The organism is Bradyrhizobium macuxiense (assembly GCF_007993935.1).
GTDB lineage: Bacteria > Pseudomonadota > Alphaproteobacteria > Rhizobiales > Xanthobacteraceae > Bradyrhizobium > Bradyrhizobium macuxiense_A.
Map to the genome: position 1 here is coordinate 1 of NZ_VITY01000023.1, position 23,370 is coordinate 23,370.

Sequence of the window (23,370 nt, forward strand, 5' to 3'; positions counted from 1 at the left end):
CGGCATGGACGGCCTCCCGAATCGACCAATCCAGCCAATTGTGATGTGTCAGCTATGTCCCCGAACACCTGTCCGTGATCTGTCCGGTCTAAACAGCATGCGGGTGATCCAGTATTCCAGAGGCATTTGTGCTTGAGCCGAGAGGCCGCGGCGTTGCGCGCGGGGTCAATTTGCCTCACCCATACGTTTCCACGATGAAGTCGATCAGGGCGCGAAGCTTCGGGGTCATCTTGCGATTCCTCGGCCACAGGATCTGGCGTGCGCGGGCTTGCGTCGTGTAGTTCGGCAGCAGGACCTGAAGCCGGCCCGCGGCGATATCGTCGGCGAGCAGTTCGTCGCGCATCAGCACGATGCCGGCGCCGGCGAGCGCCGCATAGCGGATGCCGAACGCGTTGTTGATGGTCAGGCGGCTCTCGACATCGACATGCACTTCACCCTCCGGCCCGAAGAAGCTCCATCGCCGCGCGTCCGACCAGCCGGGGTAGCGCAGGCATTCATGGTGGACGAGGTCCCTTGGATGGGTCGGCGTGCCGCGTTCGGCGAGATAGCTCGGCGCGGCGCAAACCACGCCGGTGTAGGGCGACAGCGAGCGCGACATCATGCTGGAGTCGGTCAACGTGCCGACCCGGATCGCGGCATCCAGCCCTTCCTCGAGCAGGTCGGCCATCTTGTCGCTGAGGACGAGGTCGACCGAGACCTCAGGATATCTCTTCCTGAAGCGGACCAGCGCGGGCGCCAGGCTGTACGACCCGAAGGCGACCGACGTCGCAACGCGGAGCTTGCCGCGCGGTGCGCTCAGGGCTTCCTCGACCAGCGCATCGCCGGCCTCGGCCTCGACCAGCAGGTGCTTGCAGTGATCGAGATAGCTGCGGCCGAGCTCGGTGAGGCCCTGACGCCGTGTCGAGCGGTTGATCAATTGCGAGCCGAGCCGGTCTTCGAGAAAACGGATATGCTTGCCGATCATGGTCGGCGACATTCGCAGCTCCTTGGCCGCCGCGGTGAACGAGCCGAGATCGGCGACGCGGGCGAACACGGACATGCTGGTCAATCGGTCCATTATTATAAACCAATGGTTATTTCACTGTGGATCAAAGCGCCGCTTATAGGGCGTTGTATTTCTATTTATTACCATGAGTTGGCAATCGGCGCGAGGACGCGTGCGATTGCTTTGGAATTTGGCCGGTCGTGCCCGGAGGGGCGCGGTCCGCGCGAGGGCTCGAACCAGGACAGGAGTGTCAGGATGCCTTTCCAGATCACGATCAACGGGACCAGTCATTCGGTCGATGCCGACGGCGATACGCCGCTGCTGTGGGTGCTGCGCGACGTGCTCGGCATGACCGGCACCAAATTCGGCTGCGGCATGGCGCTGTGCGGCGCCTGCACGGTGCATCTCGACGACACCGCGGTGCGCTCCTGCATCACGACGATCGACAGCATCGGCGATTCCAAGATCACGACCATCGAGGCGGTCGGCACGACGCCGGCTGGCAAGAAGATCCAGGACGCCTGGCTCGCGCATGAGGTGCCGCAATGCGGCTACTGCCAGTCCGGGCAGATCATGTCCGCTGCCGCGTTGCTCGCAAGCAAGTCGAAGCCGACCGACGCCGATATCGACGAGGCGATGTCGGGCAACATCTGCCGCTGCGGGACCTATGTCCGCATCCGCGAAGCCATCAAGCAAGCCGCGCAGTCGGAGGTTGAGCCATGACGCTGATCGACAATCTGTCTGAGCGCGCCGCCGATCTGTCGCGGCGCAACTTCCTCCGCGCCGGCGCCATCGCAGGCGGCGGCCTGCTGCTCAGCGTGAGCCTGCCGTTCGCAGGCCGCGAAAGCGAGGCCGCGCCTTCCGCTGATTTTGCGCCGAATGCCTTCATCCGGATCGGTGCCGACGGCAAGGTGGTGCTGACCATGCCCTATGTGGAGATGGGGCAGGGCACCTACACCTCGATCCCGATGCTGATCGCCGAGGAGCTTGAGATCGGCCTGAAGCAGGTGCAGCTCGAGCACGCGCCGCCGAGCGACAAGCTCTACGCCAACCCGCTGCTCGGCGTGCAGGCCACCGGCAATTCGAACGCGATGCGCGGCGCCTGGCAGCCGATGCGGAAGGCCGGCGCCACTGCGAAGGCGATGCTGGTCGCTGCCGCGGCGAAGCGTTGGAACGTCGAGCCCGCGTCGTGCCGCGCCGAGAACGGCGAGGTGCTTCATGCCGCCTCGGGACGCAAGCTGGGTTATGGCGAGCTCGCGGCCGATGCCGCGCAGATGCCGGTGCCGGAGAACGTGACGCTGAAGAGCCCGGCCGATTTCAAGCTGATCGGCACGCCGGCCAAGCGGCTCGATACGCCATCGAAGGTCAACGGCACAGCGGTCTATGGCATCGACGCGCGGCCGCCCGGAGTGAAGGTCGCGACGCTGGCGCAGTCGCCGGTGTTCGGCGGGCGGGTGAAGCGCGTGGATGATGCGGCGGCAAAGGCAGTCAAGGGCGTCCGCCAGATCGTGACGCTCGATGACGCCGTTGCCGTGGTGGCCGATCACATGGGAGCAGCGAAGAAGGGTCTCGCGGCGCTCACGATCGAGTGGGACGAGGGAGGCCATGCCAAGCTCGCCACGGCCGATATCGCGCGCGAGCTCGAAGCCGCCACCACCAAGCCGGGCGCCGTCGCGCAGAACGTCGGCGACACCGACAAGGCGATGGCGGGCGCAGCAACCAAGGTCGAGGCGACCTATCAGCTGCCGTTCCTCGCCCATGCGACGATGGAGCCGATGAACTGCACCGTGCATGTGCGTCCCGATGGTTGCGAGATCTGGGTGGGCAATCAGGCGCTCTCGCGTGTGCAGGCGGTGGCCGCGAAGATACTGAATCTGCCGCCGGAGAAGGTGGTGGTACACAATCATTTGCTCGGCGGCGGATTCGGCCGCAGGCTCGAGGTCGATGGAGTGATCCGCGCCGTGCAAATTGCCAAGCAGGTCGATGCGCCGGTCAAGGTGGTGTGGACCCGCGAGGAGGACATCCAGCACGACATGTACCGGCCGTACTGGTTCGATCGGATATCGGTGGGACTCGATGCATCCGGCAAGCCGGTTGCCTGGAACAATCGCTTTGCCGGTTCGTCGGTCATCGCGCGCTGGGCGCCGCCGGCGTTCCGCAATGGTCTCGACCCCGATACGACCGAGGGCGCGATCGATCTCGTCTACGACATCCCGAACTTCCACGTCGAATATGTCCGGGTCGAACCACCAGGCATTCCGACCGCGTTCTGGCGCAGCGTCGGGCCCTCGCACAATGTGTTCGTCGCCGAAAGCATGATCGACGAGATGGCGGCGGCCGCTAAACAGGACCCGGTCGAGTATCGCAAGGCGTTGCTCGGCAAGTCGCCGCGCGCCAAGGCGGCGCTCGAGCTTGCGGCCAGCAAGGCCGGCTGGGGCGGCAAGCTGTCGGCCGGGCGCGGACGCGGCGTGTCGCTGCAGTTCGTGTTCGGCAGCTATCTTGCGCAGATTGCCGAGGTCGAGGTCGCCAAGGACGGTTGGGTCCGCGTCCATCGCGTGGTCTGCGCGATGGACTGCGGCACTGTGGTCAATCCCGATACGGTGCAGGCGCAGCTGCAGAGCGGCATCAATTTCGGCGTCACCGCCGCGCTCTATGGCGAGATCACCCTGAAGGACGGTCGCGTCGAGCAGACCAATTTCGACAGCTACCAGATGCTGCGCATCGATCAGGCCCCGGCGATCGAGGTCCATATCGTACCGAGCACCGAGCCACCCGGCGGGATGGGCGAGACCGGGACATCGGGAATCGTGCCCGCGATCAGCAATGCGATCTTCGCGGCGACCGGTAAGCGGCTGCGCAAGATGCCAGTCGATCCGGCGGTGTTGAAGCAGGCGTGAGGCGGCAGCGGCGCCACTGGCGCGATCGTGAAGTCGCACGGATTTGCAGGTTCCGCTGATCCGTGCGACAAGCGGGCATGCATGTGAGGCGGCTCGTCAATCTCTGGATTCTGCTGTTCGTCGCGGCCGGGCTGTTGCTCGCGCCCGTGGCGCCGGCGTTTGCCCGCATGATGCCGGATGCGTCGGCCGCCACGATGCAGGCGACGATGTCTGACCATCAGGCTATGTCGGACCACGCAATGTCCGACATGGCCATGTCTGACGAAGCCATGTCGGGGCAGGCGATGGCGGACAACATGCCGTGCTGTCCGGACCAGACCAAGAGCAAGGGGTGCGACGATTGTCCGTTCCTTGCGCTGTGCATGCTCAGCGTTTCGCTGCCGGCGCCCGGCGGCGCGATGTCGCTCATCGCGCGTCAGCCGTTGCAAAACGCCTTTGCGGCAGGCGACGACCGTCTTCTCGACGGGCTTGGCGCCAAGCCTCCGGATCATCCGCCTCGAATCAACGCCTGACAGGCGCTCAAAGCGCCTGATCGCTGACGCGTGCGCCTAATAGCGCGCGTGTCGCCGCATGCCGCTCACGCGGTTCATCAGACGTATCGAGGAATCATACCCATGAAGTCTTTCCACCTCGCGCGCGCCGCTGCGGCCGCGTTGATCGGCGTTGCCCTGGCCCACGCGCCCGCCCACGCCGAGATCAAGAACTACGAGTTCCAGCTGGTGCAGCCGACCGTCAAGGCCGGGGCCGACCGTATCGTGACGGTGCGGCTGGTCGACAAGAGCACCGGAAAATCCGTCTCCGACGCGATCATCTTCTCGACCCGGCTCGACATGGCGCCGGACGGCATGCAGGAGATGGCCACCAAGGTGACGCCGATGCCGGGCGCCGAGCCCGGCACCTACCGGTTCAAGGCGACCTTCGGCATGGCCGGCCGCTGGCAGTTGTCGCTCGGCGCCAAGGTGCAGGGCGAGACCGGCTCGGTCGAGAACAAGCTCGTCGTCACGGCCGAGCAATGAGCCGCCGAGCAATGTGGCCCTTGAGATGGGCCGGCGCTGCTGCTGCGATCGCCGCAGCGGCAGGCGTCGCATGGACCGCCCGCGGCCTGCCGCCGCGGCCGGTGACCGCTGCCATCGTCTCCGCCGCGCAGGCGGCGGAGACGACTGCGCCGATCTATTACCGCGATCCCGACGGCAAGCCGCTCTACTCGGCGACGCCGAAGCAGACGCCCGACGGGCGCGACTATCTGCCGGTGTTCCCGGAGGGCGATGCGCAATCCGGCGAGCCCGAACAGCCGGCGAACGCGAAGTCCGCGGCAGCGAACAGCGAGCGCAGAGTCAAATATTATCGCAACCCGATGGGGCTTGCCGACACCTCGCCGGTGCCGAAGAAGGACTCGATGGGGATGGATTACATTCCCGTCTATGACGGCGACGAGAGCGACGACGGTTCGATCACGCTGTCACCCGGCAAGATCCAGCGCAGCGGCGTCAAGTCCGAAGCCGCGCAGATGCGCCGCATCCGCACCCTGGTCCGCGCGCCCGGCACGATCCAGCTCGACGAACGCCGCGTCTCCGTCATCGCAATGCGCGCCGAGAGCTATGTGCAGAAGGTCGCCGACGTCACGACCGGCAGCCGGGTGACAAAAGGGCAGCCGCTGATGGAGGTCTATAGCCCGGCGATATCGTCCGCCGCGGCCGAATATGTCGCGACCATCACGTCGAAGGCGACCGCGGGCATCGAGCCCTACGGGCGAGGCTCCAAGCAGCGGCTGACCAATCTCGACGTCCCCGAGGCCGTCATCGTCGACATGGAGAAGAACCGCACCGTTCCGATCGCCATTCCGTGGTCGTCGCCGCGCGACGGCATCGTGCTGCAGCGGGCCGCGATCGAGGGCATGCGCGCGCAGCCGGGCGACGTGTTGTTCCGGATCGCCGACGTCTCGGTGGTGTGGGCGCTGGTCGACGTCGCCGAGCGCGACCTCGGCAACATCGTGGTCGGGCAGACGGTCACGGTGCGGGCGCGCAGCTATCCCGGCCGCAATTTCGCAGGCCAGATCAGCATGATCTATCCGCAGGTCAACAAGGAGACGCGCACCGCGCGGGTGCGGATCGACCTGGCGAATGCCGACCTCGCGCTGCTGCCCGACATGTATGTCGACGCCGAGATCGACACCGGCAGCGCGGCGCCGGTGCTGTCCGTGGCCGACAACTCCATCCTCGACACCGGTAGCCGGCAGACCGTGCTGCTCGACCGGGGCAACGGACGGTTCGAGCCGCGCGAGGTCAAGCTCGGGCGGCGCGGCGACGGCTATGTCGAAATCCGCGACGGGATCGCGGAGGGCGATGCGGTGGTGACATCGGCGACCTTCCTGATCGACGCCGAGAGCAATCTGAAGGCGGCGATCAAGGGCTTTGCCGAGGCCGGCGAGAAACAGGCGGCGGGCGGAAGCGAGATGATGGACGGAGGCAAGCCATGATTGCCCGTGTGATTGCCTGGTCGGCGCGCAATCTGCTGCTGGTGCTGTTCGGCACCGGCTTCGCGGCGGCCGCGGGTCTCTACGCGCTGCTGCATCTGCCGCTCGATGCGATCCCCGATCTCTCCGATACCCAGGTCATCGTCTACACCGAATATCCGGGCCAAGCACCGCAGGTGATCGAGGACCAGGTCACCTATCCCCTGACCACGGCGATGCTGACGGTGCCGAAATCGAAGGTCGTGCGCGGCTTCTCGTTCTTCGGCGTCTCTTTCGTCTACGTCATCTTCGAGGACGGCACCGATATCTACTGGGCGCGCTCGCGCGTGCTCGAATTCCTCAACAGCGCGACGTCGCGGTTGCCGGCCGGCGTGTCACCGACCATCGGTCCCGACGCGACCGGCGTCGGCTGGGTCTACCAATATGCGGTGATGTCGAAGCAGCTGAACCTCGCCGACACGCGCACCATTCAGGACTGGAATCTGAAATTCGCGCTGGCCAAGGCCGAAGGCGTTGCCGAGGTCGCGAGCGTCGGCGGCTTCGTCAAACAGTACAACGTGATCCTCGATCCGCAGCGGATGCGCGACCGCGGCATCACCATGCAGCGGATGCGCGATGCGATCCGCGCCAGCAATGCCGATGTCGGCGGCCGCACCGTCGAGCTCTCCGAATTCGAATACGTAATCCGCGGCAAGGGCTATCTCAGGGACATCAACGACCTCGGCAATGTCGTGCTGAAGACCGACAACGGCACGCCGGTGCTGCTGCGCGACGTCGCCCGCGTCGAGCTCGGCCCCGACGAGCGGCGCGGCATCGCCGAGCTGAACGGCGAGGGCGAGGTGGCCAGCGGCATCGTGCTGCAGCGCTTCGGCATGAACGCGCTCGACGTGATCGAGAACGTCAAGAAGCGGTTCAGGGAGATCGCGACCAGCCTGCCGAAATCGGTCGAGATCGTGCCGGTCTATGACCGCTCCAACCTGATCTATGCGGCGATCGAAACATTGAAGCGCACGCTGTTCGAGGAGAGCGTCGTGGTCGCGCTGGTCTGTATCGTGTTCCTGCTGCATGTGCGCAGCGCGCTGGTTGCGATCCTGATGCTGCCGGTCGGCGTGCTGATGGCGTTCGGCGCCATGAAGTTTTTCGGGATCGGCTCCAACATCATGAGCCTTGGCGGCATCGCGATCGCGATCGGCGCCATGATCGATGCGGCGATCGTGATGATCGAGAACGCGCACAAGCATCTCGAGCGCGCCAAGCCCGGCCAGTCGCGGGTCGCGATCCTGATCGAGGCTGCGGCCGAAGTGGGGCCGGCGCTGTTCTTCAGCCTGCTGATCATCACCGTGTCGTTCATGCCGATCTTCACGCTGGAATCGCAGGAGGGCCGGCTGTTCTCGCCGCTCGCCTTCACCAAGACATTCGCGATGGCGGCGGCGGCGTTGCTGTCGGTGACGCTGGTGCCGGCGCTGATGGTGATCTTCGTCCGCGGCAGGATCATTCCCGAGCACAAGAATCCGATCAACCGATTCCTGATCTGGATCTACCGTCCGGTCATCAACGGAGTATTGCGGGCCAAGACGTTGGTGATCCTGCTGGCGCTCGGTGTGCTCGCCGTGACGGTCTGGCCGGCGCGGCAGCTCGGCACCGAGTTCATGCCCGATCTCAACGAGGGCACGCTGCTCTATATGCCGACCACGCTGCCGGGCATCTCGGTGACCAAGGCATCCGAACTGATGCAGACCCAGAACCGCATTATCAAGAGCTTTCCGGAGGTCGCCTCGGTCTATGGCAAGGCCGGCCGCGCCGCCACCGCGACCGATCCGGCGCCGTCGGAGATGTTCGAGACCGTCGTCAACCTCAAGCCGAAGCAAGAATGGCGCAAGGGCGTCAGCCTCGACGGCCTGATCGCCGAGATGGACAAGGCGCTGCAATTCCCCGGCGTCTCCAACGCCTGGACGATGCCGATCAAGGCGCGCATCGACATGCTCTCGACCGGCATCCGCACCCCGGTCGGGGTCAAGGTGATCGGTCCCGATCTCGCCGTGATCGACAAGCTCGCGCGGCAGGTCGAGCAGGTGCTCAAGACCGTGCCGGGGACCTCGTCGGCCTATGCCGAGCGCAGCCTCGGCGGCTACTATCTGGAGATCACGCCGAACCGAGAGGCGCTCGCGCGTTATGGCATTGCGGTGCAGGACGTGCAGGACACGATCGCGACCGCGCTCGGCGGCCAGAGCGTGACGACGACGGTGGAGGGGCGGCAGCGCTTCGCCGTCAACATGCGTTATCCGCGCGATTTGCGCGACAATCCCAGCGCGATCGCCAGCGACATCCTGGTGGCGATGCCGGCTGGCGGCGCGGTGCCGCTCGGCGAGGTCGCCAATGTCGTGCCGGCGCGCGGGCCGAGCTCGATCCGGACCGAGAACGGGCAGCTCGCGACCTACATCTATGTCGACATCCGCGAGCGCGATCTCGGCGGCTACGTCGCGGATGCGCAGCGCGCGGTGCAGGCGAGCGTGGCGTTTCCGCCGGGCGCCTATCTGGTCTGGAGCGGCCAATACGAATATCTCGAGCGCGCCGCGGCGCGGCTCAGGATCGTGGTGCCGGTGACGCTCTCGATCATCTTCCTGCTGCTCTACCTCAACTTCCGCTCGGTGGCGGAGACCATGATCGTGATGCTGTCGCTGCCGTTCGCGCTGGTCGGCGGGCTCTGGCTGATGTGGGCGCTCGGCTTCAACCTGTCGGTTGCGGTCGCGGTCGGCTTCATCGCGCTGGCCGGCGTCGCCGCCGAGACCGGCGTCGTGATGCTGATCTATCTCAACCACGCGCTGGACGAGGCGAAAGCGCGCTGTGCCGCCGAACGGCGGACGGTCGGCCGCGACGATTTGCATCGCGCGATCATCGAGGGCGCAGTCGAGCGCGTCCGGCCCAAGATGATGACTGTCGTCGCGATCATGGCCGGGCTGCTGCCGATCATGTGGAGCACCGGTACCGGCTCCGAGATCATGCAACGCATCGCAGTGCCGATGATCGGTGGCATGATTTCTTCGACCTTGCTGACGCTGATCGTGATCCCCGCGATCTTCGCCATCGTGAAGGGCATCGAGATCAGGGCGAAGGTGCCGGAACGGGAGATCGGTGCAACCGCCGCCCGCCGGCAGGCGCAGTTGTGACTGGGACAAACGCATTCTTTGAAATGGAGAATCCAATGAAGAATTTCACCAGAACCTGCATCGCGCTCGTTGCGCTGTCGGCGGCGGCTCTCCCGTCGCGCGCGCACGACAAGCACGGGCACCAATCCTATTCGGCCGGCGAGCCCGGCGATCCCAGCAAGCCGTCGCGCACCGTCGAGGTCGAGATGAAGGAGATGGAGTTCACGCCGTTCCGCATCGAGGTCAAGCGCGGCGAACAGGTCCGCTTCGTGATCAGGAATGCCGGCACCGAGGATCATGAATTCCTGCTTGCCACCACCGAGGAAAATCTCAGGCACGCCGAAGTCATGAAGAAGCATCCGCACATGGAGCATGACGATCCGAACGGCGTCCGTCTGGCGCCGAAGAAAAGCGCCGAGATCGTCTGGAAGTTCACCAAGCCCGGAACGTTCGAGTATTCCTGTCTGATCCCCGATCACCGCGACTATGGGATGACCGGCCGCGTCATCGTGAAGTGAAATCAACGACGAATGAAGGGACAACGACGATGAAAGGGATCACCACGACGGCAGGCGCGGTCACGCTCGCCTTGGCGCTGACATTTGGCGCGGCGTTCGCGCAGGCGGCTGATATCAACGGCGAGGTCAAGAAGATCGACGAGAGCGCGGGCAAGATCACGCTCAAGCATGGGCCGGCCAAGAGCCTCGGCATGGAGCAGCCGATGACGATGATCTACCGGGTCAAGGATCCCGCGCTGCTCAAGCAGGTGAAGGTCGGCGACAAGGTCAGGTTCGAAGCCCAGGAGGGCGACGGCGGCTACACCGTCACGGCGATCCAGAAGGCGAAGTGAGACGATCGCCGGCGTCGCGGCGTGCGCCATGCCGGTCGATCAAACCGCATGATCAGGTCCTCACTGGCCGCCGCATGCGGCGTCGCCGCAGCATTTTCCGTCCGCCTGGACCGGAGGGCAGGGCACCGAGCCGTAGGAGCAGAACACGCAGCAATCGCCGGCCTTCGGCTTGAGGCGGGTGCCACAGCCCGCGCAGTCGTAGAAGAACTGGCAGGCGTCGGTCGGCATGGTCTCGGCCTTGGCGAAGCCGCAAGCCGGGCAGGTCAGGGTGGAGACGAGTTGCATGTTGCCTTCGTAAGCTCTGCGTTCGGCTACCACAAGGACCCGAAAGCCCGCCGGCGGAAGCGGCTGCCGTCGATGATGTTAACTCTACCGCGTCGGCGATCGGCGGCATTGGAACGCGATCGGCCCTGGCGCGTTGCTGTGCATCATTCGTGTGCAGAAGGCCCCCTCCATGACAGTCAACGCGGCAATACTGATGGTGGCATTGGTGCTGTCGGGAACCGTGTTGGCGCAGAGCTCCGGTCCGTCGGCCGGCTCGGCGGGGGCCGGGCAGGCCGCCAATGTGACCACCACCGGCCAGGCGCTGAACACCAGCAAGAAGACCGGCGACAGCGGCCCGCCGATCGAGAAGGCGGCGCACCCGGCCAAGCCGGGGGAGAGCGCCGATGGCAACACGGTCGGCGCGGGCCATCCGAAAAAGCCCGACCGGCGCCTCGAGCACTACCCGTAACAGGCCAAGGCGAGTTGGCTCTCACTTATTCCTATGCGTAGCAAAAAGCCGGCGCGGTCGTTGCGACCACGCCGGCTTTTATTGGACGGCAGGCCCGCTCAGTAAACCAGGCCCGTGCCCGGGGGCTTCTCCAGCGCCGCGGCGAGCGAGCGATATTCATCGCTGTTGGTGCCGGCAAGCTGGGCGATGCGGTTCAAATGGTACTGCGCCTGATCGCGGTTGCCCTGTTCGACCTGCCAGAGGCCGTAATACTGCCAGGTGCGCACATGGGTCGGATCAGCCTTCAGCGCGCGCTCGTACCAGATCTGCGAGACCTTGTAGTCGCCGAGCTTGCGATAGGAGTAGCCGATCAAATTGGCGACGTCGGCACGGTCGTCCTGGCCGAGCGCCTTCAGCTGCTCGATCGCGGCGGTATAGTCGTGCTTGTCGTAGATCGTGGCATAGGCAGCGTGGTAGCCGGCCAGGAACTTCTGATCGTCGATCGCGGAGCTCTTGTCCTTCTTCGCCTTCTTGCTCTTGCTGCCGCTGTCGGACGCCGGCGGCGAGGGATTGTCGCCGCCTGCGGCGTAGGCCGAGATGACCGGCCCGGCGGCGAGCGTCATCGAGAGCACTGCGAGGCCTAGAAACTTCGTCGTCTTGCTCATTCCTGGTTGCTCCTGATCGTTCCTGATCGTGCTCGGTAATCCTACACCCAAGCCTGCTGACTTGAACACCCAAGGGTGCAGAACATTCCCGGCCGATCCCACGATTGCGTGAGGCTTTGCGACCGGCACGGGCGGGCAACATGACCAAGATGTCATTCACATGAATGAATTCCGTCCATGTCCTTCAGAACGGGTTCAGTGCGCGGCTCCTAAGGTCACGTGCATTGATCGGTGAGGCCGACCATCCGGCCGGAGACCTCTCGATCCCGAAGAGGAGGACCACCATGTTGAAGACGATTTCCGCCGCGCTGCTCGCCGTGTCCGTGATCGCAGCGCCCGCGCTCGCCGCCGAAACCGGCAAGACCGCAACCCCCGCGCCGGCGACCACCACCGCCCCGGCGACGACTGCCCCGGCGACCAAGGCCGCCCCGGTCATCAAGAGCGAGCAGTTGCCCTCGAAGGTGCGCAACGCCAACGCGAAGATGCACCACAAGCACTATCGCCATCACGGCCACCACAAGCACATGGGCATGCTGAAGGTGAAGTCGCCGAAGCATGCGACCAAGCACGTTCACGCCAAGGTCGCGACCAAGCACGTCGTGCCGGCCAAGCGCGGCTGATCGAGCACGGCTGAACTGATCTCGAATCTGATCCTGGGGGCGTAGTTCGCTCCACATTGCCCCGCTACGCCCTCCGCGACAAAGGCAAAGCCTTTGCGCAGGGATGCAGAACCGGCCCGTCCGTCCATTGCTTCCCCAATGGCGGCGGGCCGGAGTGCGTTTGGGCTTTCGATCGCCGCCTGGCGCGGAAATAACCCAGTTGCGAATTCCCTTCTGCCAGCCGGCGGTTTATGAGACGCGACCGGGGCAACATGAAACAGCTGACTTTGCGGACTTCATCACAACTGGCGGCGATCCTGCTGCTCGCGCTGCCGCTCGCCGGCTGTCTCACCAGCGATGACGGCGGCGGTTCGACCACGTTCACCGATGATCGCGGCGTCGCCAACCAGCCGTTTCCGGACCGCTACCGCGAGCAGATCGTGGCCTTCATGCGGACCTATCTGAACAACCCGGTCGGGGTTCGCGAGGCCGGGATCGCCGAGCCGGTGCAGCGCACGATCGGCGGCCGGCTGCGCTACGTGGTCTGCCTGCGCTACAGCGCCAAGGATACCGACGGCAATTACCGCCCGGCGCGGGAGCGCGGCGTCATGTTCGTCGACGGCCGGCTCGACCGCATCCTCGACAACGCCGCCGAGCCCTGCGCCGGCGCGTCCTACGCGGCTTTTCCGGATCTGGAGAAAATGGCGCGCTAGGCATGATTCGGAAAAGTGCGAAGCGGTTTTCCGAAAAGATCATGCCCGCCCTATGCGGCGCGGCGGCCCGTCGCAGCCCTGATCGAAACGTTAGCGAACTCCGATCACTTTTCGGGGAGCGCTGAACTTCACCTTAGCCGTTTGCGACTTACATACAGCCGAAATACGGCTGCTTAACCGGTGAAAAAACCTTCTGTGCCAAGGAACAAACGGGCGTGTTGCGACCCCGTTACAGCTCAGAAACATCACGGGTCCGGCATTGCCCCAAAGCAACCTAATTGGGGTCACGTTGTTTGGCTTAACAGCGCAGCGTTAGTAACGGGGATCAGAAATGAAGAAGTTTTTGCTCGGCACAGTCGCGCTGGCCGCCCTTGCGGGCCCGGCATTTGCGGCTGACATGCCGGCTCGCACCTATACCAAGGCCCCGCCGCCCTATACCGCACCGGCGCTCGTCTACAACTGGACCGGTTTCTATATCGGCGGCCATGTCGGCGGTGCGTTCACCGACGGCACCAACCTGATGGGCAGCGACGCGCGCTTCATGGGTGGCGTGCAGGGCGGCTTCGACTATCAGTTCGCGCCCAACTGGGTGATGGGCGTCGAGGCGCAGTACTCCTGGTTGCCGAGCTCCTCGAACAACAATGGCGTGCTGCTCCCGGGCGGGACGCTGGTGACCGGGAACACCGACCAGCTCGGCTCGGTGACCGGCCGCCTTGGCTACACCTGGGGTCCGGCGCTGCTCTACGCCAAGGGCGGTTATGCCTGGCGCGACAACAACAACATCTCGGCGACGGTCGGCGGCGTGCCGGCGGCCTTCACCACCGATGGCGGCCACAAGGACGGCTACACGGTCGGTGCCGGCCTCGAATACATGTTCGCCCCGAACTGGTCGGCGAAGGCCGAATACCAGTACTACAATTTCGGCAAGACCAACTTCACCAGCGGCCCGGCCGACCTCGTCGGCACAAGCTTCCGGAACGACGAGCATACCGTCAAGGTCGGGGTCAACTACCGCTTCGGCTGGGGCGGTCCGGTGGGCTCCCGCTACTGATCGCGGTTTGGTTGCAGCGAGATCAAAGGCCGGCCTTCGGGTCGGCCTTTTTTGTTGCCCCACGCGGCCGGACGCGCGGCGAGACTGGGGCTGCATCGCTATTGTGCTTCAGCTCGTTGTTTAAGCATGATCTTTTCGGAAAACCGCTTCGCACTTTTCCGGATCATGCTCCATTCAGCCCCTGTTCACGCCTGATCGTGCAATGCAAAAAATAATTCCTGCATTGCACGGAACTTTCATCGTGATCCGTTATTATGCGATCGCCGGGCTGGTGGACAAACAAACATGCGTAGCTTTGCGTTAGGGCTGATCCTCTCTGCGGTCTCCGTGCCGTGCTTTGCCCAGACCATCCTCAAATCCGAACCCTTGGCGCTTGCGCCTTACGAGGTCGTGTTCGTGCAGGACTCGTCCTGCTCGGCCGGCAAGGTGCTCAAGGTGACGGGCGCGATCCGGGGCCTGCACCGGCGGAAGATTTGCGTGTCGCTCGCCGCCGAACAGGCCTCGCTGGCAACCGCGACGCCGTAGGGACAACGCGACCATCGCACCAGCACCGGTCCGCCCATGCGCACCGGGCGATCCGCCATCCTTAGTTCAGCCGCGGCTCCTGCCGCGCTTCCCGATCGGCATCGGCCTTGTTCTTGACCGGGTCCTCGTTCGGCTCGAGCTGGCAGGGCCGGATCTCGTAGTCATTGTCCAGCACCGGGCGCGGCGAAGACGTCTCCTCCTCGGTGACGGCATCCACCACCAGGCCCGACTTCCGGGCCAGCTTCCAGACGTCAGCCTCGGTCGGATACGCCTTGCTCAGCTTGGCGTCCTGATAGAACAGCGCGTACGGCATGTGTCGTTCCCCCAATCAGCGACAACGCCAGTGGCCGTCCCGGGTTTCGGGGCGGACCACCCGTTCCAATCACGGAACCGTGAGCTCGGATATGCAGCAAGCATCTGAAAATGCGAGTCATTTCGGCCCTTTCATCGGAGGGCCTTGAGTCCTTAACGGGGCGTAAACCCCGGAAAAAAGAATCCCCGGGACTCTCCGGGTAGAATCGCCGGATGCTCCGGCCCATGAGAGCGATCCACCAGCCCCCCTACGAACGCGTGCAGCTTGCGCTTGCGGTTGCGCTGCTCGCGGCCTGCGCCGCGAACATGGCGCTGGTCTGGTCCTGGCTCTAGCTTCCCCTTCACGCGGACCGGTTGCCGGTCTTGCCGGACGGTGCACCCAGCGAAAACGCCGTGGTCCCTCAACGCCCGTAGCGATTGACGGTTCGGCCGTTCCTTCCATCATTGCCGGCAGAACGTGTGCCCGCTGCGGTCTGCGCGGACGGGCCGCTAAGCGGGGTGGAGCAGACATGATCGAGATGCTGAAGGAACGGGTCAACGGCGACGCCGGCCTGGTGCGGCGCGGCCACTATCTCACCACGACATTCCTGCTCGAGATCGGCAAGACCGCCTGGCTGATCGCGATCCATGAGGGCCGGATCGTCGCGGTGACCAAGGGGCCGTTCGTGATGCCGTCCTGGTCGTTCGCGCTGCGTACCTCGGACGAGGAGTGGGACAGGTTCTGCAAGCTGAGGCCGCCGCCCGGCTCGAACGACCTGATGGCGCTGATCAAGCGCCGCGTGTTGAAGGCCGAGGGCGAGCTGCAGATCTTCATGGCGAACCTGCGCTACTTCAAGGAAGCGCTCGGCAAGCTGCGCCGCGAGGGAGCCGCCGCATGAGCGCCAAATTCGAACCGATCATCGGCCGCTACATGCAACTCGAACTGTCCGGCCGGGCGCACCGTGTCTATGTCGAGGAGGCGGGCGAGGGCACGCCGCTGCTCTGCCTGCACACCGCGGGCGCCGACGGGCGGCAATACCGCAGCCTGATGAACGATCCGCGCGTGACGCGCAATCATCGGGTCATCGCCTTCGACATGCCCTGGCACGGCAAGTCGTCGCCGCCGCAAGGCTGGCACGACGAGGAGTACCAGCTCACCTCGACGCAATACACGGCGATGATCCTCGCCGTGATGGATGCGCTCGACCTCGACAAGCCGATCGTGATCGGCTGCTCGATCGGCGGCCGGATCGCGCTGCACCTCGCGCTCGAGCATCCCGAACGCTTCCGCGCCATCATCGGCCTGCAGGCCGGCGCGCATGTCGATCCCTATTACGACCTGAATTTCCTGCATCGGCCCGATGTGCACGGCGGCGAGGTCGCGGCCGCGATCGTCTCCGGCCTCGTCGGGCCCGACGCGCCCGACAGCGAGAGGTGGGAGACGCTGTGGCACTACATGCAGAGCGGGCCCGGCGTGTTCAAGGGCGACCTCTATTTCTACAAGATCGACGGCGACATCCGCGCCCGCGTCGCCGAGATCGACACCAGGCGCTGCCCGCTGTTCCTGTTGTCAGGCGAGTACGATTATTCCTGCACGCCGGCGGAGACGCTGGCAGTGGCCGGCAGCATTGCCGGCAGCGAGGCCACCATCATGAAAGGCCTCGGACATTTCCCGATGAGCGAAAATCCCGGTGAGTTCGCAAAGCATCTGCTGCCGGTGCTGGAGAAGATCGGCGGGCGCTAGAGCGCTGGCGCCGCCTATTCATGGTTTCGGCTGCATACCCTGCAAAAAGCGAAGCGGGTTGAGCGGGCCAATCGGGATCAGTTCGAAGCTCATCATATGGGCTTTGCCCAGAGGCAGCTTTTCGAGCATCTCGTGCGCGACGGCCGGATCGGTGACGTTGATGATGAAGGCCACGCCCGGCTTTCCTTGGAGCGAGTACCACTGCTCGATCTTGCCATCGAGGTAGAGCTCGACGGTTTCGCGAACTTCCTCCGGCAGGACAGCACGCACCTGCGATTGCTCAAAACCGGGATTGATGGTCCCGATCGCGAGAATTTTTGTCGTCGGCGTCGTTTTCATGGCGGCTCCTTGCGCGTTTGCGGAATTGAAGCCGACAAGGCAGCCAACAACTGCCAATGCGGCGGCAGAAGCGAACTTCATGTTTGTTTCCCCTCTGTGTGTCGCTCAGGCGATCGGGTGAACCCGTTGGGCAGAGCATCGCCGGCAAGCCAGCCGGATCAGCCTTGAAGCGCTGCGCCGTGATCTTGACAGGCTCGCCGGGACAGGCCTGTTCGAGACTGGAATCCAGCGCGTCCGGCATCGGAAAGCAACGATAATCGTGGCTCTCGACCGCGCGGCGGGATATGACAACTGCGCATCCACGCGTATGGCGTGAACCGGTTGCGGTGGAGGTTTTGATGCTTCCGAAAGCTGAAGCGGCATATTTCGCGATTGCCGATATTTCCGGCTACACCAATTTCCTCGCCGCGGTCGAACTCGACCATGCACAGGATATCATCGCCGATTTCATGGATGTGGTGGTGAAGGGGCTGCGCCCGCCATTTCGCCTCGCCAAGTTCGAGGGCGACGCTGCGTTCGTCTACACCACCGCCGAGACAATCGACGGCTCGCTGCTGCAGGATGCGATCGAGGGCGCCTATTTCAAGTTCCGCCGGCGCTTGCGCGACGTTCGCCAGGCCTCGACGTGCGAGTGCAGGGCCTGCGTCGCGATGGGCGATCTCGATTTCAAATTCGTCATCCATCACGGCGAGATGGTGAAGCAGAAGATGGGCGGCAGGGAAGAGCTCGCCGGGCGCGATGTCATCCTGGTCCACCGGCTGCTCAAGAATGCGGTTGGCGAGAAGGTCGGCGGACGCGCCTACGCGCTCTACAGCGATGCGGCGATCCGCGCCATGGGCGTCGATCCGGTGGCGCAAGGTCTCGTGCCGCATCAGGAAACCATCGACATCATCGGCGATGTGACGCTGTGGGTCCGCGATCTCGAAGCGGCGTGGCAACACGATGACGCGCAAACGCGGATGGAGGTGACGCGCGAAGACGCCTACGCGATCCTCGAGTTCGATATCGCCGCGCCGCGGCAGACCGTGTGGGAGTTCATCACCGTGCCCGGGCAGTGGCGGAAATGGTGGGACGCCGACGATATCGTCGAGGAGTCAGGCAAGGGGCGACGCGGTGTCGGCACCAAAAATCATTGTGCGCACGGCAACCATACCAACGTCGAGGAGACGCTCGACTGGCGTCCGGTCGATTACTTCACGGTCGGCATCACGCTGCCGGTGCCCGGCGCGCCGCGCATCATCATGACCCGGGCAGTTCTGGACGGTCCGGACGGAACGTCCCGTTTCGAGCTGCGGATCGCCAAGCCGAAACCGAAGGACAAAGCATTTCTCGATGGCGCCGCGGCCAAATTCGCCGAACGCATGACCCAGGCGATGGCTGGCCTGCGGTCGATGGTGGAAGGCAGGCAGCCCGGCGTCGACGCCATGGAAGAGCCGGCGCCGGCGCCCTCGAGCGGGCGCTTCCTGACCGAGCCGGTGAAATCCGGCCCGCGGGGATGAAGTCCAGTAGTCGGTTCGGAGGTTAAGGCGCGCCGGTTACTTGCCGGAGCGCGGCAGCTCGCTGTTGTCGCGGATCGCGGCGCGGACCTTGGCCATGGTCGTGGTGCAGTATTCCTCGCGCTCTTTCAGGAAACGCTGCTGCTGCGCGCGGAAATTGGCAACCCGTTCCCGCACCTCGGACCCGAAGTCGCCGCGGATGTCGAGTGTCGGGAAATGCGGCGGCTGCGCCGGCGGCGGGACCTCGACGACCGTCACCGCCAGGGGCGACGGCGCGGGGGGCAGGCCCTCGAGCACGGTCGGCACCGGAAGCGGGGGCGGCATGACGACCCTTGGGGCCTCCCTTGGGGCCTCGGCCGCAGGCTTGAGCTCCACGGTGGCTTCGGTCTCCAGGGTAGGCCTTGTCTCAGCCTTGGCTTCAGGCTTGGCCTCGGTCGCGACCGGCGGGGTGGCCGGCTGCGGGGCGGGCGTCGCGGCGGTTCGCCGGGCAGGCGCCGGCACTTCGGCGTCAGGCAGCTTGCCCTTCACCGACTGTACGAAGGCCATTGTCTGCGCGATCAGGAGATCGCGTTCTTTCATCCACTTCATGGCGCACCTTGAGCGCGCGGATTCCAGCAAAGCAACCGCGCGGAATCAAGCGCCGGCCATCATGATGGTTGACGAAGACGCCTGTTTCACAGGTGCGGTGACATAATTGTGACATTCCCGGGGCGGGAGGACCGTCAGCGCTGGCGGGGATTGGTGTTCGGGACGAACGGGGTACCGACGATCCGGACCGGCGCCTGACGATCAGCCGGCGCTTGAATCGCAGCGGACCGGGGCGCGGCGTTGGCCGGCAGGGGTGCCGGATCGAGCAGGGCGACGATGCCGGCAGCGGCCACGCTGAGCAGCGTGAAGCTGCCCAGAAGCAGTAAATTGCGGTTGGCCTCGCGTAGCCTCATGCGAGGAAAATCGCCTGAGGGCGCATAATGTTCCGAACAAATCCTCAAGGCGTTTTCGCGCAGTTTGGCCGCGGCTTGAGAAAGTGCCTCAGGGCCGACCTGAATGCTTGGCGGCGTCCCGATCAGAAAATGAGCCAGCCGAGCGGCACCAGGATCGCGGCGGTGATGGCCCCTGCAAGCGCGAGGCGGCCGATCTTGTGAAGGGTCGATATCTGCGAACGGGTCGCGATGCGGTTGCCGATCCAGCCACCGGCCAAACCGGCGGATCGGCCAGCCCAAGATCGATTCGAGCAGGAAGAGGATGCCGTCGAGCGCTTCCAACTGTGTCCGTTGCGTGTGAGTTTCCTGACCGCGACAGCGCAAGCGGGGTCGGCAGCCTTAGTGGGCGGTCACCGCCTCGACAGGCGGCGGTTCGGCGCTCCGGGCCTCGATCAGGTCGGCGTAACGGCCATACTCCTCGGCCATTTCGAGCAGCTTTTCGCGCACCGTGGCGTCGGTGACCTGGCGGGCCAGCCGCCGCGCCTGATCGGACTGGAAGCGGTAATGGGCTGTGTCGGACATGGTGGGCTCCTCACACATGTGTAAGGGCCATCCGGCAAAGGTTCATCAAGCCGTCATTGAAGGGTCTGGGAACGTCCGGTCAGCGCGGACGCGGCCGCGTTCCCCGCTTTGTCCTCACGGACCTCGACCTCGAACCAGCCCATCTCCTTCAGCTCGCGTGCCTTCTTCTCGGCCGCATCTTCGCTGTCGCGCTTCAGCACGATTTGGCTGGTGCCATCCCGGGCAAGGATCAAATAGGTCATTGGCTGAGTCCCATCCGACATTCTGCATACCCCGTTTTGGGCTGCAAGGACAGAAGCAAGACGAGGGATGGGTGAAGCTACGGGGATGATCCCACGATTCCTGCCAAGGCGAAGTGCGGCCGTGCTGTTTCCGAGCCGGCCCCGGCGCGCTGCGCCGGTCCGCAAGAGGTTTGCCTCCGCCGCGTACGGGCGCGTCCAACCGCTGGCCCGGTTACGTGCTTGGCAGGCGCGATCGTTGTCGCCGTTCGGCAGACGGGTGAGACGAATGAATGCCGGTGCGCAGCAGCGCGATCGATGATGTGAAGCGCTGGCCGTGGACCGGAATAGTACGGCTCTCTCCGTGCTTGTGGGGAATCGAGCGAAGCGCTTTGATTGAGCAGCGAGTACGTGTTCGATTGCTCCTGGGGACGACGCTCGGCGTGAGCCGCAAAAAATCTGGATGGAGGACTCGATGCCCAGGCATTTCGGTTTGAAGGCAACATCCGCAGCGGGACGGTCTGCGTTCACGGGATCATCGAGAGATCTGCAGCAGCGGACTGCGTCGGCAGCGGCATCGAAGAACCAAGCTGCGGCCGGCGCACCAGCATCAAAGCTCTCGTCCCCGCCCGCGGAGCTGCCGTATTCTCCCGCGAGCTGGCGGGGCTGCCGCGGTCGACGGTCCATCTCGCTGGACTGAAGATCCACGCGACGCGGCATCGCCGCCCAGCCTTCATGGCTGGGACGGGTCGTATTTTTTCTCGCGCTTCAGGTCCATGCGCTCGATGCGTTCATCGATCAGTCGATTCAGCCTCTCGTCCTGCAGCGAATCCTTCTTGAACAGCCCGCCATGCAGGCGATAGGCGAGGAGCAGCAGGACAACAGCCGCGCCCACGAGATAGTACGACCAGTCCATTGTCAGAACCGCGCCCGGCAGCCTCCATTATCGCAATGCACCGAGGGTAGGGCGAGTTCGGGCGTCTTGTCCAACGCTATCCCTAGGCCGGGCCTGCCGAACATGTTTCGAAACATCAATGGGATGTAACGGCCGTAACATCGAGAGCGCCGGCAAACGGTGCCCAGGCGGCGTTGCCGGCGTCGCAGCGCAGGCCGGTTCAGTTGGAGCCCGCGAGGATGATCAGATTGTTGTAGACGGGCGTTGCGATGAAGGCGACCACATAGGCCATCTGGCGTTCGCTCTTGCCGTGCCACAGCATCCACATCACGAGATAGGTCAAGCCCAGCTTGGCAATCAGCCACCATTCACCCATCCACTCCTGGGTGAATCGCATGATTGGGTTCAGTTCGCCCATTCCGCGCTGCAATATCTCGTTGGTGGTGATGAGATCCGAGTAGCCCATCAGCAGGGCTGAGACCAACAGCATTGCCTTCAGCAAAGATGTTCTCGCCCGCAACTGCTTTTCCGTCATCCGGTACCTGCCCGAAATCCGCATGTGGCTCGTTGTTCTACAATTTTGCGGACTATTTTCAGCCAGCGCAAGCCTCTGCGACCTGGTTGTCCAACGCCAAGTCTTCCAGACCGCGGTGCAAACCGGCGTTCGGCGGCGTGCGATGGGCTAGCATGGAGGGCTGGTGCCGGCTGAGGGGATTGAACCCCCGACCTTCAGTTTACAAAACTGCTGCTCTACCGCTGAGCTAAGCCGGCGACATGGAATGATTTGCGCGCTCGCATAGCAGACTTGGCGCGCCAGAGCCAGAACCCGGGGCCAGAACCCGGGAGGTTCGACGGGCCCTTTCCCATCGGCCGTCGGCAAAGAGGCGGCCCGAAGGCCGCCTCTTTCGCCGTCAACGCTACGCCTGAGCTATTGGCACGGGTGCTGGCGGCCGTCGCTGCCGCGGAACCAGGTGCCGGGGGTGCAGACAAGGCCGTTCTGCCGCACATATTCCGCGCTGCCCATCGGGGCGCGGGCATAATAGTCGGGGCCGCCGAACGGGGCGGTGGCGATCGCAGCCGCCGTGCCGACCGCGCCGCCGACCACGCCGGCCGCGACGCCGGCGGGGCCGGGGTCATACCGGTTGTAGCTGCCTTGCCAGTCGCGGTCCCGCCGATAGCTGCGGTGATGATAGGTGGTGCGCGTGGCGCCCGGTGCCATGGTCTGGCATCGAGCGTTCGGGTCGGCATTCGAGCAGCGCGCGGCAGTACCGATGGTCTGTTGCGCCATCGCGGGGCCGGCCACTACCGAGGCGAGCAGGGCTGCTGCGCCCAGGAAGGCGCCGCGCATCTTGAGCTGTGTCATGCAAGGTCTCCTCTCGTCGTTGTGACGAGCTAATCTCGCCGCGCGGTGCCTGTTCCGACGCGGCCTTGGCCTGCGTTCAAACCAGTGTGAAGTTCCGCAACTCTCGCGCATGATGCGTTCCGGATCATGCTGCCTTTGACTGGAATTGCATGTACAGCGGTGTTCGATCTGATGTCGGCGCCGGCGCGGGGGATTGATGTTCGGAATCTTGAGTCTTGGCTTTCTGCTCGGCATGCAGCATGCGCTGGAGCCGGATCACATCGCGGCGGTATCGAGCATCGCGGCGCGCCGCACCCATGTCGGTGATATCGTCAAGCATGGCCTGACCTGGGGCCTCGGCCACACGCTGACGCTGTTCATCTTTGCCGGCGTGGCGATCCTGCTCGGCCGCGCGATCCCCGAAACCGTTTCGCAGCCGATCGAGACCGCGGTCGGCGTCATGCTGGTCGGTCTCGGCGGGCATGTGTGGTGGCGGCTGTGGCGCGACCGCGTGCATTTCCACAGCCATTCGCATGGCGACACCACGCACTTCCACGCCCATAGCCACGCCGGCGAGACCGGGCCGCATGTCGGCACCGTGCACAGCCACGCGCACGGCTTCCGCTGGCGCACGCTGCTGGTCGGCCTGATGCACGGCATGGCGGGCTCGGCGGCGCTGTTGGTGCTGACGGTGTCGCAGGCGCCGAGCCCTGCGATCGGGCTTGGCTATGTCGCGCTGTTCGGTGTCGGCTCGATGATCGGCATGGGCGTGCTGTCCAGCGTGATCGCGGTGCCGCTCGCGGCCTCGGCGCGCTGGCTGACCTGGGCCAATCGCGGCCTGCAAATGGCGGTCGGCGCGGTCACGATTGCGATCGGCATCCACTCGATCATCGAGAACGCCTTCACCTGACACAGGCTCGCCCCGGC

The 23,370-nt window shown here is 64.8% G+C and carries 29 protein-coding genes and 1 tRNA gene; 17 read left to right on the forward strand and 13 right to left on the reverse strand.

Translation table 11 applies throughout. The features are described 5' to 3' along the window. Positions 1 to 175: 175 nt before the first annotated feature. The gene (locus FBZ93_RS38360) at positions 176 to 1,039 is read right to left on the reverse strand and encodes a LysR substrate-binding domain-containing protein (RefSeq protein WP_246667822.1); all 864 of its coding nucleotides are present in this window, start codon (positions 1,037 to 1,039) and stop codon (positions 176 to 178) included. A 201-nt stretch (positions 1,040 to 1,240) separates the two neighbouring features. Here FBZ93_RS38360 and FBZ93_RS38365 point away from each other — a divergent pair, with 201 nt between their 5' ends. From FBZ93_RS38365 to FBZ93_RS38400, 8 genes are all read left to right on the forward strand, one after another. Continuing rightward, entirely contained in the window at positions 1,241 to 1,708 is a 468-nt protein-coding gene (locus FBZ93_RS38365; protein ID WP_146992827.1) for a (2Fe-2S)-binding protein, read from the forward strand. Further along, positions 1,705 to 3,882 (forward strand): xanthine dehydrogenase family protein molybdopterin-binding subunit, encoded by a 2,178-nt coding sequence (locus FBZ93_RS38370; RefSeq protein ID WP_146992829.1) that lies wholly within the window; start codon positions 1,705 to 1,707, stop codon positions 3,880 to 3,882. The genes FBZ93_RS38365 and FBZ93_RS38370 overlap by 4 nt, the downstream gene beginning before the upstream one ends. A gap of 77 nt (positions 3,883 to 3,959) precedes the next feature. Continuing rightward, entirely contained in the window at positions 3,960 to 4,394 is a 435-nt protein-coding gene (locus FBZ93_RS38375; RefSeq protein WP_146992831.1) for a hypothetical protein, read from the forward strand. 102 nt (positions 4,395 to 4,496) lie between these two features. Beyond that, positions 4,497 to 4,898: a FixH family protein gene (locus tag FBZ93_RS38380; RefSeq protein WP_076858493.1), complete on the forward strand. Its 402-nt coding sequence runs from the start codon at positions 4,497 to 4,499 to the stop codon at positions 4,896 to 4,898. 11 nt (positions 4,899 to 4,909) lie between these two features. Beyond that, the gene (locus tag FBZ93_RS38385) at positions 4,910 to 6,358 is read left to right on the forward strand and encodes an efflux RND transporter periplasmic adaptor subunit (protein ID WP_146992832.1); all 1,449 of its coding nucleotides are present in this window, start codon (positions 4,910 to 4,912) and stop codon (positions 6,356 to 6,358) included. Next, positions 6,355 to 9,522 (forward strand): efflux RND transporter permease subunit, encoded by a 3,168-nt coding sequence (locus FBZ93_RS38390; protein WP_146992834.1) that lies wholly within the window; start codon positions 6,355 to 6,357, stop codon positions 9,520 to 9,522. The genes FBZ93_RS38385 and FBZ93_RS38390 overlap by 4 nt, the downstream gene beginning before the upstream one ends. 23 nt (positions 9,523 to 9,545) lie before the next feature. Further along, on the forward strand, positions 9,546 to 10,019 hold the full coding sequence (locus FBZ93_RS38395) for a cupredoxin family protein (RefSeq protein WP_146992836.1): 474 nt from the start codon (positions 9,546 to 9,548) through the stop codon (positions 10,017 to 10,019). Between the two features lie 29 nt (positions 10,020 to 10,048). Further along, positions 10,049 to 10,351, forward strand: a complete 303-nt coding sequence (locus FBZ93_RS38400; RefSeq protein WP_146992838.1) for a copper-binding protein — start codon at positions 10,049 to 10,051, stop codon at positions 10,349 to 10,351. A 60-nt stretch (positions 10,352 to 10,411) separates the two neighbouring features. Here FBZ93_RS38400 and FBZ93_RS38405 read toward each other — a convergent pair whose 3' ends face one another. Next, positions 10,412 to 10,636 (reverse strand): GDCCVxC domain-containing (seleno)protein, encoded by a 225-nt coding sequence (locus tag FBZ93_RS38405; protein ID WP_146992840.1) that lies wholly within the window; start codon positions 10,634 to 10,636, stop codon positions 10,412 to 10,414. 169 nt (positions 10,637 to 10,805) lie between these two features. On the opposite strand from FBZ93_RS38405, the gene FBZ93_RS38410 reads away from it, so the two are divergent. Then, positions 10,806 to 11,084, forward strand: coding sequence for a hypothetical protein (locus FBZ93_RS38410; protein WP_146992842.1), 279 nt, complete (start codon positions 10,806 to 10,808; stop codon positions 11,082 to 11,084). 98 nt (positions 11,085 to 11,182) lie between these two features. Here the strand turns inward: FBZ93_RS38410 and FBZ93_RS38415 are convergent, their stop codons facing one another. After that, positions 11,183 to 11,728, reverse strand: a complete 546-nt coding sequence (locus FBZ93_RS38415; RefSeq protein ID WP_146992844.1) for a tetratricopeptide repeat protein — start codon at positions 11,726 to 11,728, stop codon at positions 11,183 to 11,185. A gap of 284 nt (positions 11,729 to 12,012) precedes the next feature. Here FBZ93_RS38415 and FBZ93_RS38420 point away from each other — a divergent pair, with 284 nt between their 5' ends. The 4 genes from FBZ93_RS38420 to FBZ93_RS38435 all read left to right on the forward strand — a co-directional run bounded on the left by FBZ93_RS38420 (position 12,013) and on the right by FBZ93_RS38435 (position 14,616). Further along, entirely contained in the window at positions 12,013 to 12,348 is a 336-nt protein-coding gene (locus FBZ93_RS38420) for a His-rich protein BRANT (RefSeq protein ID WP_167529430.1), read from the forward strand. A 251-nt stretch (positions 12,349 to 12,599) separates the two neighbouring features. Beyond that, positions 12,600 to 13,040: a hypothetical protein gene (locus tag FBZ93_RS38425; protein ID WP_246667824.1), complete on the forward strand. Its 441-nt coding sequence runs from the start codon at positions 12,600 to 12,602 to the stop codon at positions 13,038 to 13,040. Positions 13,041 to 13,371: 331 nt separating this feature from the next. Continuing rightward, on the forward strand, positions 13,372 to 14,091 hold the full coding sequence (locus tag FBZ93_RS38430) for an outer membrane protein (protein ID WP_050420957.1): 720 nt from the start codon (positions 13,372 to 13,374) through the stop codon (positions 14,089 to 14,091). A gap of 285 nt (positions 14,092 to 14,376) precedes the next feature. After that, a complete protein-coding gene (locus tag FBZ93_RS38435) occupies positions 14,377 to 14,616 on the forward strand; it encodes a DUF6719 family protein (RefSeq protein ID WP_074127235.1) in 240 nt (79 codons plus the stop codon). Between the two features lie 61 nt (positions 14,617 to 14,677). On the opposite strand, the gene FBZ93_RS38440 is transcribed toward FBZ93_RS38435, so the two are convergent. Beyond that, complete coding sequence (locus FBZ93_RS38440) at positions 14,678 to 14,929, reverse strand: hypothetical protein (RefSeq protein WP_146992848.1); 252 nt, start codon at positions 14,927 to 14,929, stop codon at positions 14,678 to 14,680. A gap of 508 nt (positions 14,930 to 15,437) precedes the next feature. Between FBZ93_RS38440 and FBZ93_RS38445 the strand changes: the two genes are divergently transcribed. Next, on the forward strand, positions 15,438 to 15,806 hold the full coding sequence (locus FBZ93_RS38445; protein ID WP_246667825.1) for a hypothetical protein: 369 nt from the start codon (positions 15,438 to 15,440) through the stop codon (positions 15,804 to 15,806). Then, on the forward strand, positions 15,803 to 16,651 hold the full coding sequence (locus FBZ93_RS38450; RefSeq protein WP_146992851.1) for an alpha/beta fold hydrolase: 849 nt from the start codon (positions 15,803 to 15,805) through the stop codon (positions 16,649 to 16,651). Before FBZ93_RS38445 ends, FBZ93_RS38450 begins: the two co-directional genes overlap by 4 nt. Before the next feature lie 18 nt (positions 16,652 to 16,669). Here the strand turns inward: FBZ93_RS38450 and FBZ93_RS38455 are convergent, their stop codons facing one another. Next, entirely contained in the window at positions 16,670 to 17,071 is a 402-nt protein-coding gene (locus FBZ93_RS38455; protein WP_146992853.1) for a hypothetical protein, read from the reverse strand. Between the two features lie 257 nt (positions 17,072 to 17,328). On the opposite strand from FBZ93_RS38455, the gene FBZ93_RS38460 reads away from it, so the two are divergent. Next, entirely contained in the window at positions 17,329 to 18,489 is a 1,161-nt protein-coding gene (locus FBZ93_RS38460) for a DUF2652 domain-containing protein (RefSeq protein WP_146992855.1), read from the forward strand. 36 nt (positions 18,490 to 18,525) lie between these two features. Here the strand turns inward: FBZ93_RS38460 and FBZ93_RS38465 are convergent, their stop codons facing one another. From FBZ93_RS38465 to FBZ93_RS38500, 8 genes are all read right to left on the reverse strand, one after another. After that, a complete protein-coding gene (locus FBZ93_RS38465; protein WP_146992857.1) occupies positions 18,526 to 19,074 on the reverse strand; it encodes a hypothetical protein in 549 nt (182 codons plus the stop codon). 134 nt (positions 19,075 to 19,208) lie between these two features. Then, positions 19,209 to 19,748 (reverse strand): hypothetical protein, encoded by a 540-nt coding sequence (locus FBZ93_RS41600; protein ID WP_246667826.1) that lies wholly within the window; start codon positions 19,746 to 19,748, stop codon positions 19,209 to 19,211. Between the two features lie 57 nt (positions 19,749 to 19,805). Then, the gene (locus tag FBZ93_RS38475) at positions 19,806 to 19,988 is read right to left on the reverse strand and encodes a hypothetical protein (RefSeq protein ID WP_146992858.1); all 183 of its coding nucleotides are present in this window, start codon (positions 19,986 to 19,988) and stop codon (positions 19,806 to 19,808) included. Positions 19,989 to 20,041: 53 nt separating this feature from the next. Continuing rightward, positions 20,042 to 20,230 (reverse strand): hypothetical protein, encoded by a 189-nt coding sequence (locus FBZ93_RS38480; protein WP_050420948.1) that lies wholly within the window; start codon positions 20,228 to 20,230, stop codon positions 20,042 to 20,044. 709 nt (positions 20,231 to 20,939) lie between these two features. After that, complete coding sequence (locus FBZ93_RS38485; protein WP_146992860.1) at positions 20,940 to 21,122, reverse strand: hypothetical protein; 183 nt, start codon at positions 21,120 to 21,122, stop codon at positions 20,940 to 20,942. Positions 21,123 to 21,321: 199 nt separating this feature from the next. Next, complete coding sequence (locus tag FBZ93_RS38490; protein ID WP_246667834.1) at positions 21,322 to 21,591, reverse strand: DUF5658 family protein; 270 nt, start codon at positions 21,589 to 21,591, stop codon at positions 21,322 to 21,324. A gap of 206 nt (positions 21,592 to 21,797) precedes the next feature. After that, positions 21,798 to 21,872 (reverse strand) — tRNA-Thr (locus FBZ93_RS38495). Between the two features lie 157 nt (positions 21,873 to 22,029). Then, positions 22,030 to 22,464, reverse strand: a complete 435-nt coding sequence (locus FBZ93_RS38500) for a hypothetical protein (RefSeq protein WP_208764119.1) — start codon at positions 22,462 to 22,464, stop codon at positions 22,030 to 22,032. Between the two features lie 196 nt (positions 22,465 to 22,660). Between FBZ93_RS38500 and FBZ93_RS38505 the strand changes: the two genes are divergently transcribed. After that, the gene (locus FBZ93_RS38505) at positions 22,661 to 23,353 is read left to right on the forward strand and encodes an urease accessory protein (protein ID WP_146992862.1); all 693 of its coding nucleotides are present in this window, start codon (positions 22,661 to 22,663) and stop codon (positions 23,351 to 23,353) included. Positions 23,354 to 23,370 lie beyond the last annotated feature (17 nt).

Bases quoted from the DNA above. Each gene is read 5' to 3' on its own strand.
- FBZ93_RS38415 (WP_146992844.1), bottom strand. From the start codon at position 11,728: ATGAGCAAGACGACGAAGTTTCTAGGCCTCGCAGTGCTCTCGATGACG.
- FBZ93_RS38385 (WP_146992832.1), top strand. From the start codon at position 4,910: ATGTGGCCCTTGAGATGGGCCGGCGCTGCTGCTGCGATCGCCGCAGCG.
- FBZ93_RS38360 (WP_246667822.1), bottom strand. From the start codon at position 1,039: ATGTCCGTGTTCGCCCGCGTCGCCGATCTCGGCTCGTTCACCGCGGCG.
- FBZ93_RS38500 (WP_208764119.1), bottom strand. From the start codon at position 22,464: ATGACACAGCTCAAGATGCGCGGCGCCTTCCTGGGCGCAGCAGCCCTG.
- FBZ93_RS38480 (WP_050420948.1), bottom strand. From the start codon at position 20,230: ATGACCTATTTGATCCTTGCCCGGGATGGCACCAGCCAAATCGTGCTG.
- FBZ93_RS38475 (WP_146992858.1), bottom strand. From the start codon at position 19,988: ATGTCCGACACAGCCCATTACCGCTTCCAGTCCGATCAGGCGCGGCGG.
- FBZ93_RS38390 (WP_146992834.1), top strand. From the start codon at position 6,355: ATGATTGCCCGTGTGATTGCCTGGTCGGCGCGCAATCTGCTGCTGGTG.
- FBZ93_RS38420 (WP_167529430.1), top strand. From the start codon at position 12,013: ATGTTGAAGACGATTTCCGCCGCGCTGCTCGCCGTGTCCGTGATCGCA.
- FBZ93_RS38440 (WP_146992848.1), bottom strand. From the start codon at position 14,929: ATGCCGTACGCGCTGTTCTATCAGGACGCCAAGCTGAGCAAGGCGTAT.
- FBZ93_RS38485 (WP_146992860.1), bottom strand. From the start codon at position 21,122: ATGGACTGGTCGTACTATCTCGTGGGCGCGGCTGTTGTCCTGCTGCTC.
- FBZ93_RS38365 (WP_146992827.1), top strand. From the start codon at position 1,241: ATGCCTTTCCAGATCACGATCAACGGGACCAGTCATTCGGTCGATGCC.
- FBZ93_RS38400 (WP_146992838.1), top strand. From the start codon at position 10,049: ATGAAAGGGATCACCACGACGGCAGGCGCGGTCACGCTCGCCTTGGCG.
- FBZ93_RS38425 (WP_246667824.1), top strand. From the start codon at position 12,600: ATGAAACAGCTGACTTTGCGGACTTCATCACAACTGGCGGCGATCCTG.
- FBZ93_RS38375 (WP_146992831.1), top strand. From the start codon at position 3,960: ATGCATGTGAGGCGGCTCGTCAATCTCTGGATTCTGCTGTTCGTCGCG.
- FBZ93_RS38490 (WP_246667834.1), bottom strand. From the start codon at position 21,591: ATGCTGTTGGTCTCAGCCCTGCTGATGGGCTACTCGGATCTCATCACC.
- FBZ93_RS38395 (WP_146992836.1), top strand. From the start codon at position 9,546: ATGGAGAATCCAATGAAGAATTTCACCAGAACCTGCATCGCGCTCGTT.
- FBZ93_RS38465 (WP_146992857.1), bottom strand. From the start codon at position 19,074: ATGAAGTGGATGAAAGAACGCGATCTCCTGATCGCGCAGACAATGGCC.
- FBZ93_RS38445 (WP_246667825.1), top strand. From the start codon at position 15,438: ATGATCGAGATGCTGAAGGAACGGGTCAACGGCGACGCCGGCCTGGTG.
- FBZ93_RS38380 (WP_076858493.1), top strand. From the start codon at position 4,497: ATGAAGTCTTTCCACCTCGCGCGCGCCGCTGCGGCCGCGTTGATCGGC.
- FBZ93_RS38370 (WP_146992829.1), top strand. From the start codon at position 1,705: ATGACGCTGATCGACAATCTGTCTGAGCGCGCCGCCGATCTGTCGCGG.
- FBZ93_RS38450 (WP_146992851.1), top strand. From the start codon at position 15,803: ATGAGCGCCAAATTCGAACCGATCATCGGCCGCTACATGCAACTCGAA.
- FBZ93_RS38430 (WP_050420957.1), top strand. From the start codon at position 13,372: ATGAAGAAGTTTTTGCTCGGCACAGTCGCGCTGGCCGCCCTTGCGGGC.
- FBZ93_RS38410 (WP_146992842.1), top strand. From the start codon at position 10,806: ATGACAGTCAACGCGGCAATACTGATGGTGGCATTGGTGCTGTCGGGA.
- FBZ93_RS38505 (WP_146992862.1), top strand. From the start codon at position 22,661: ATGTTCGGAATCTTGAGTCTTGGCTTTCTGCTCGGCATGCAGCATGCG.
- FBZ93_RS38405 (WP_146992840.1), bottom strand. From the start codon at position 10,636: ATGCAACTCGTCTCCACCCTGACCTGCCCGGCTTGCGGCTTCGCCAAG.
- FBZ93_RS38460 (WP_146992855.1), top strand. From the start codon at position 17,329: ATGCTTCCGAAAGCTGAAGCGGCATATTTCGCGATTGCCGATATTTCC.
- FBZ93_RS38455 (WP_146992853.1), bottom strand. From the start codon at position 17,071: ATGAAGTTCGCTTCTGCCGCCGCATTGGCAGTTGTTGGCTGCCTTGTC.
- FBZ93_RS38435 (WP_074127235.1), top strand. From the start codon at position 14,377: ATGCGTAGCTTTGCGTTAGGGCTGATCCTCTCTGCGGTCTCCGTGCCG.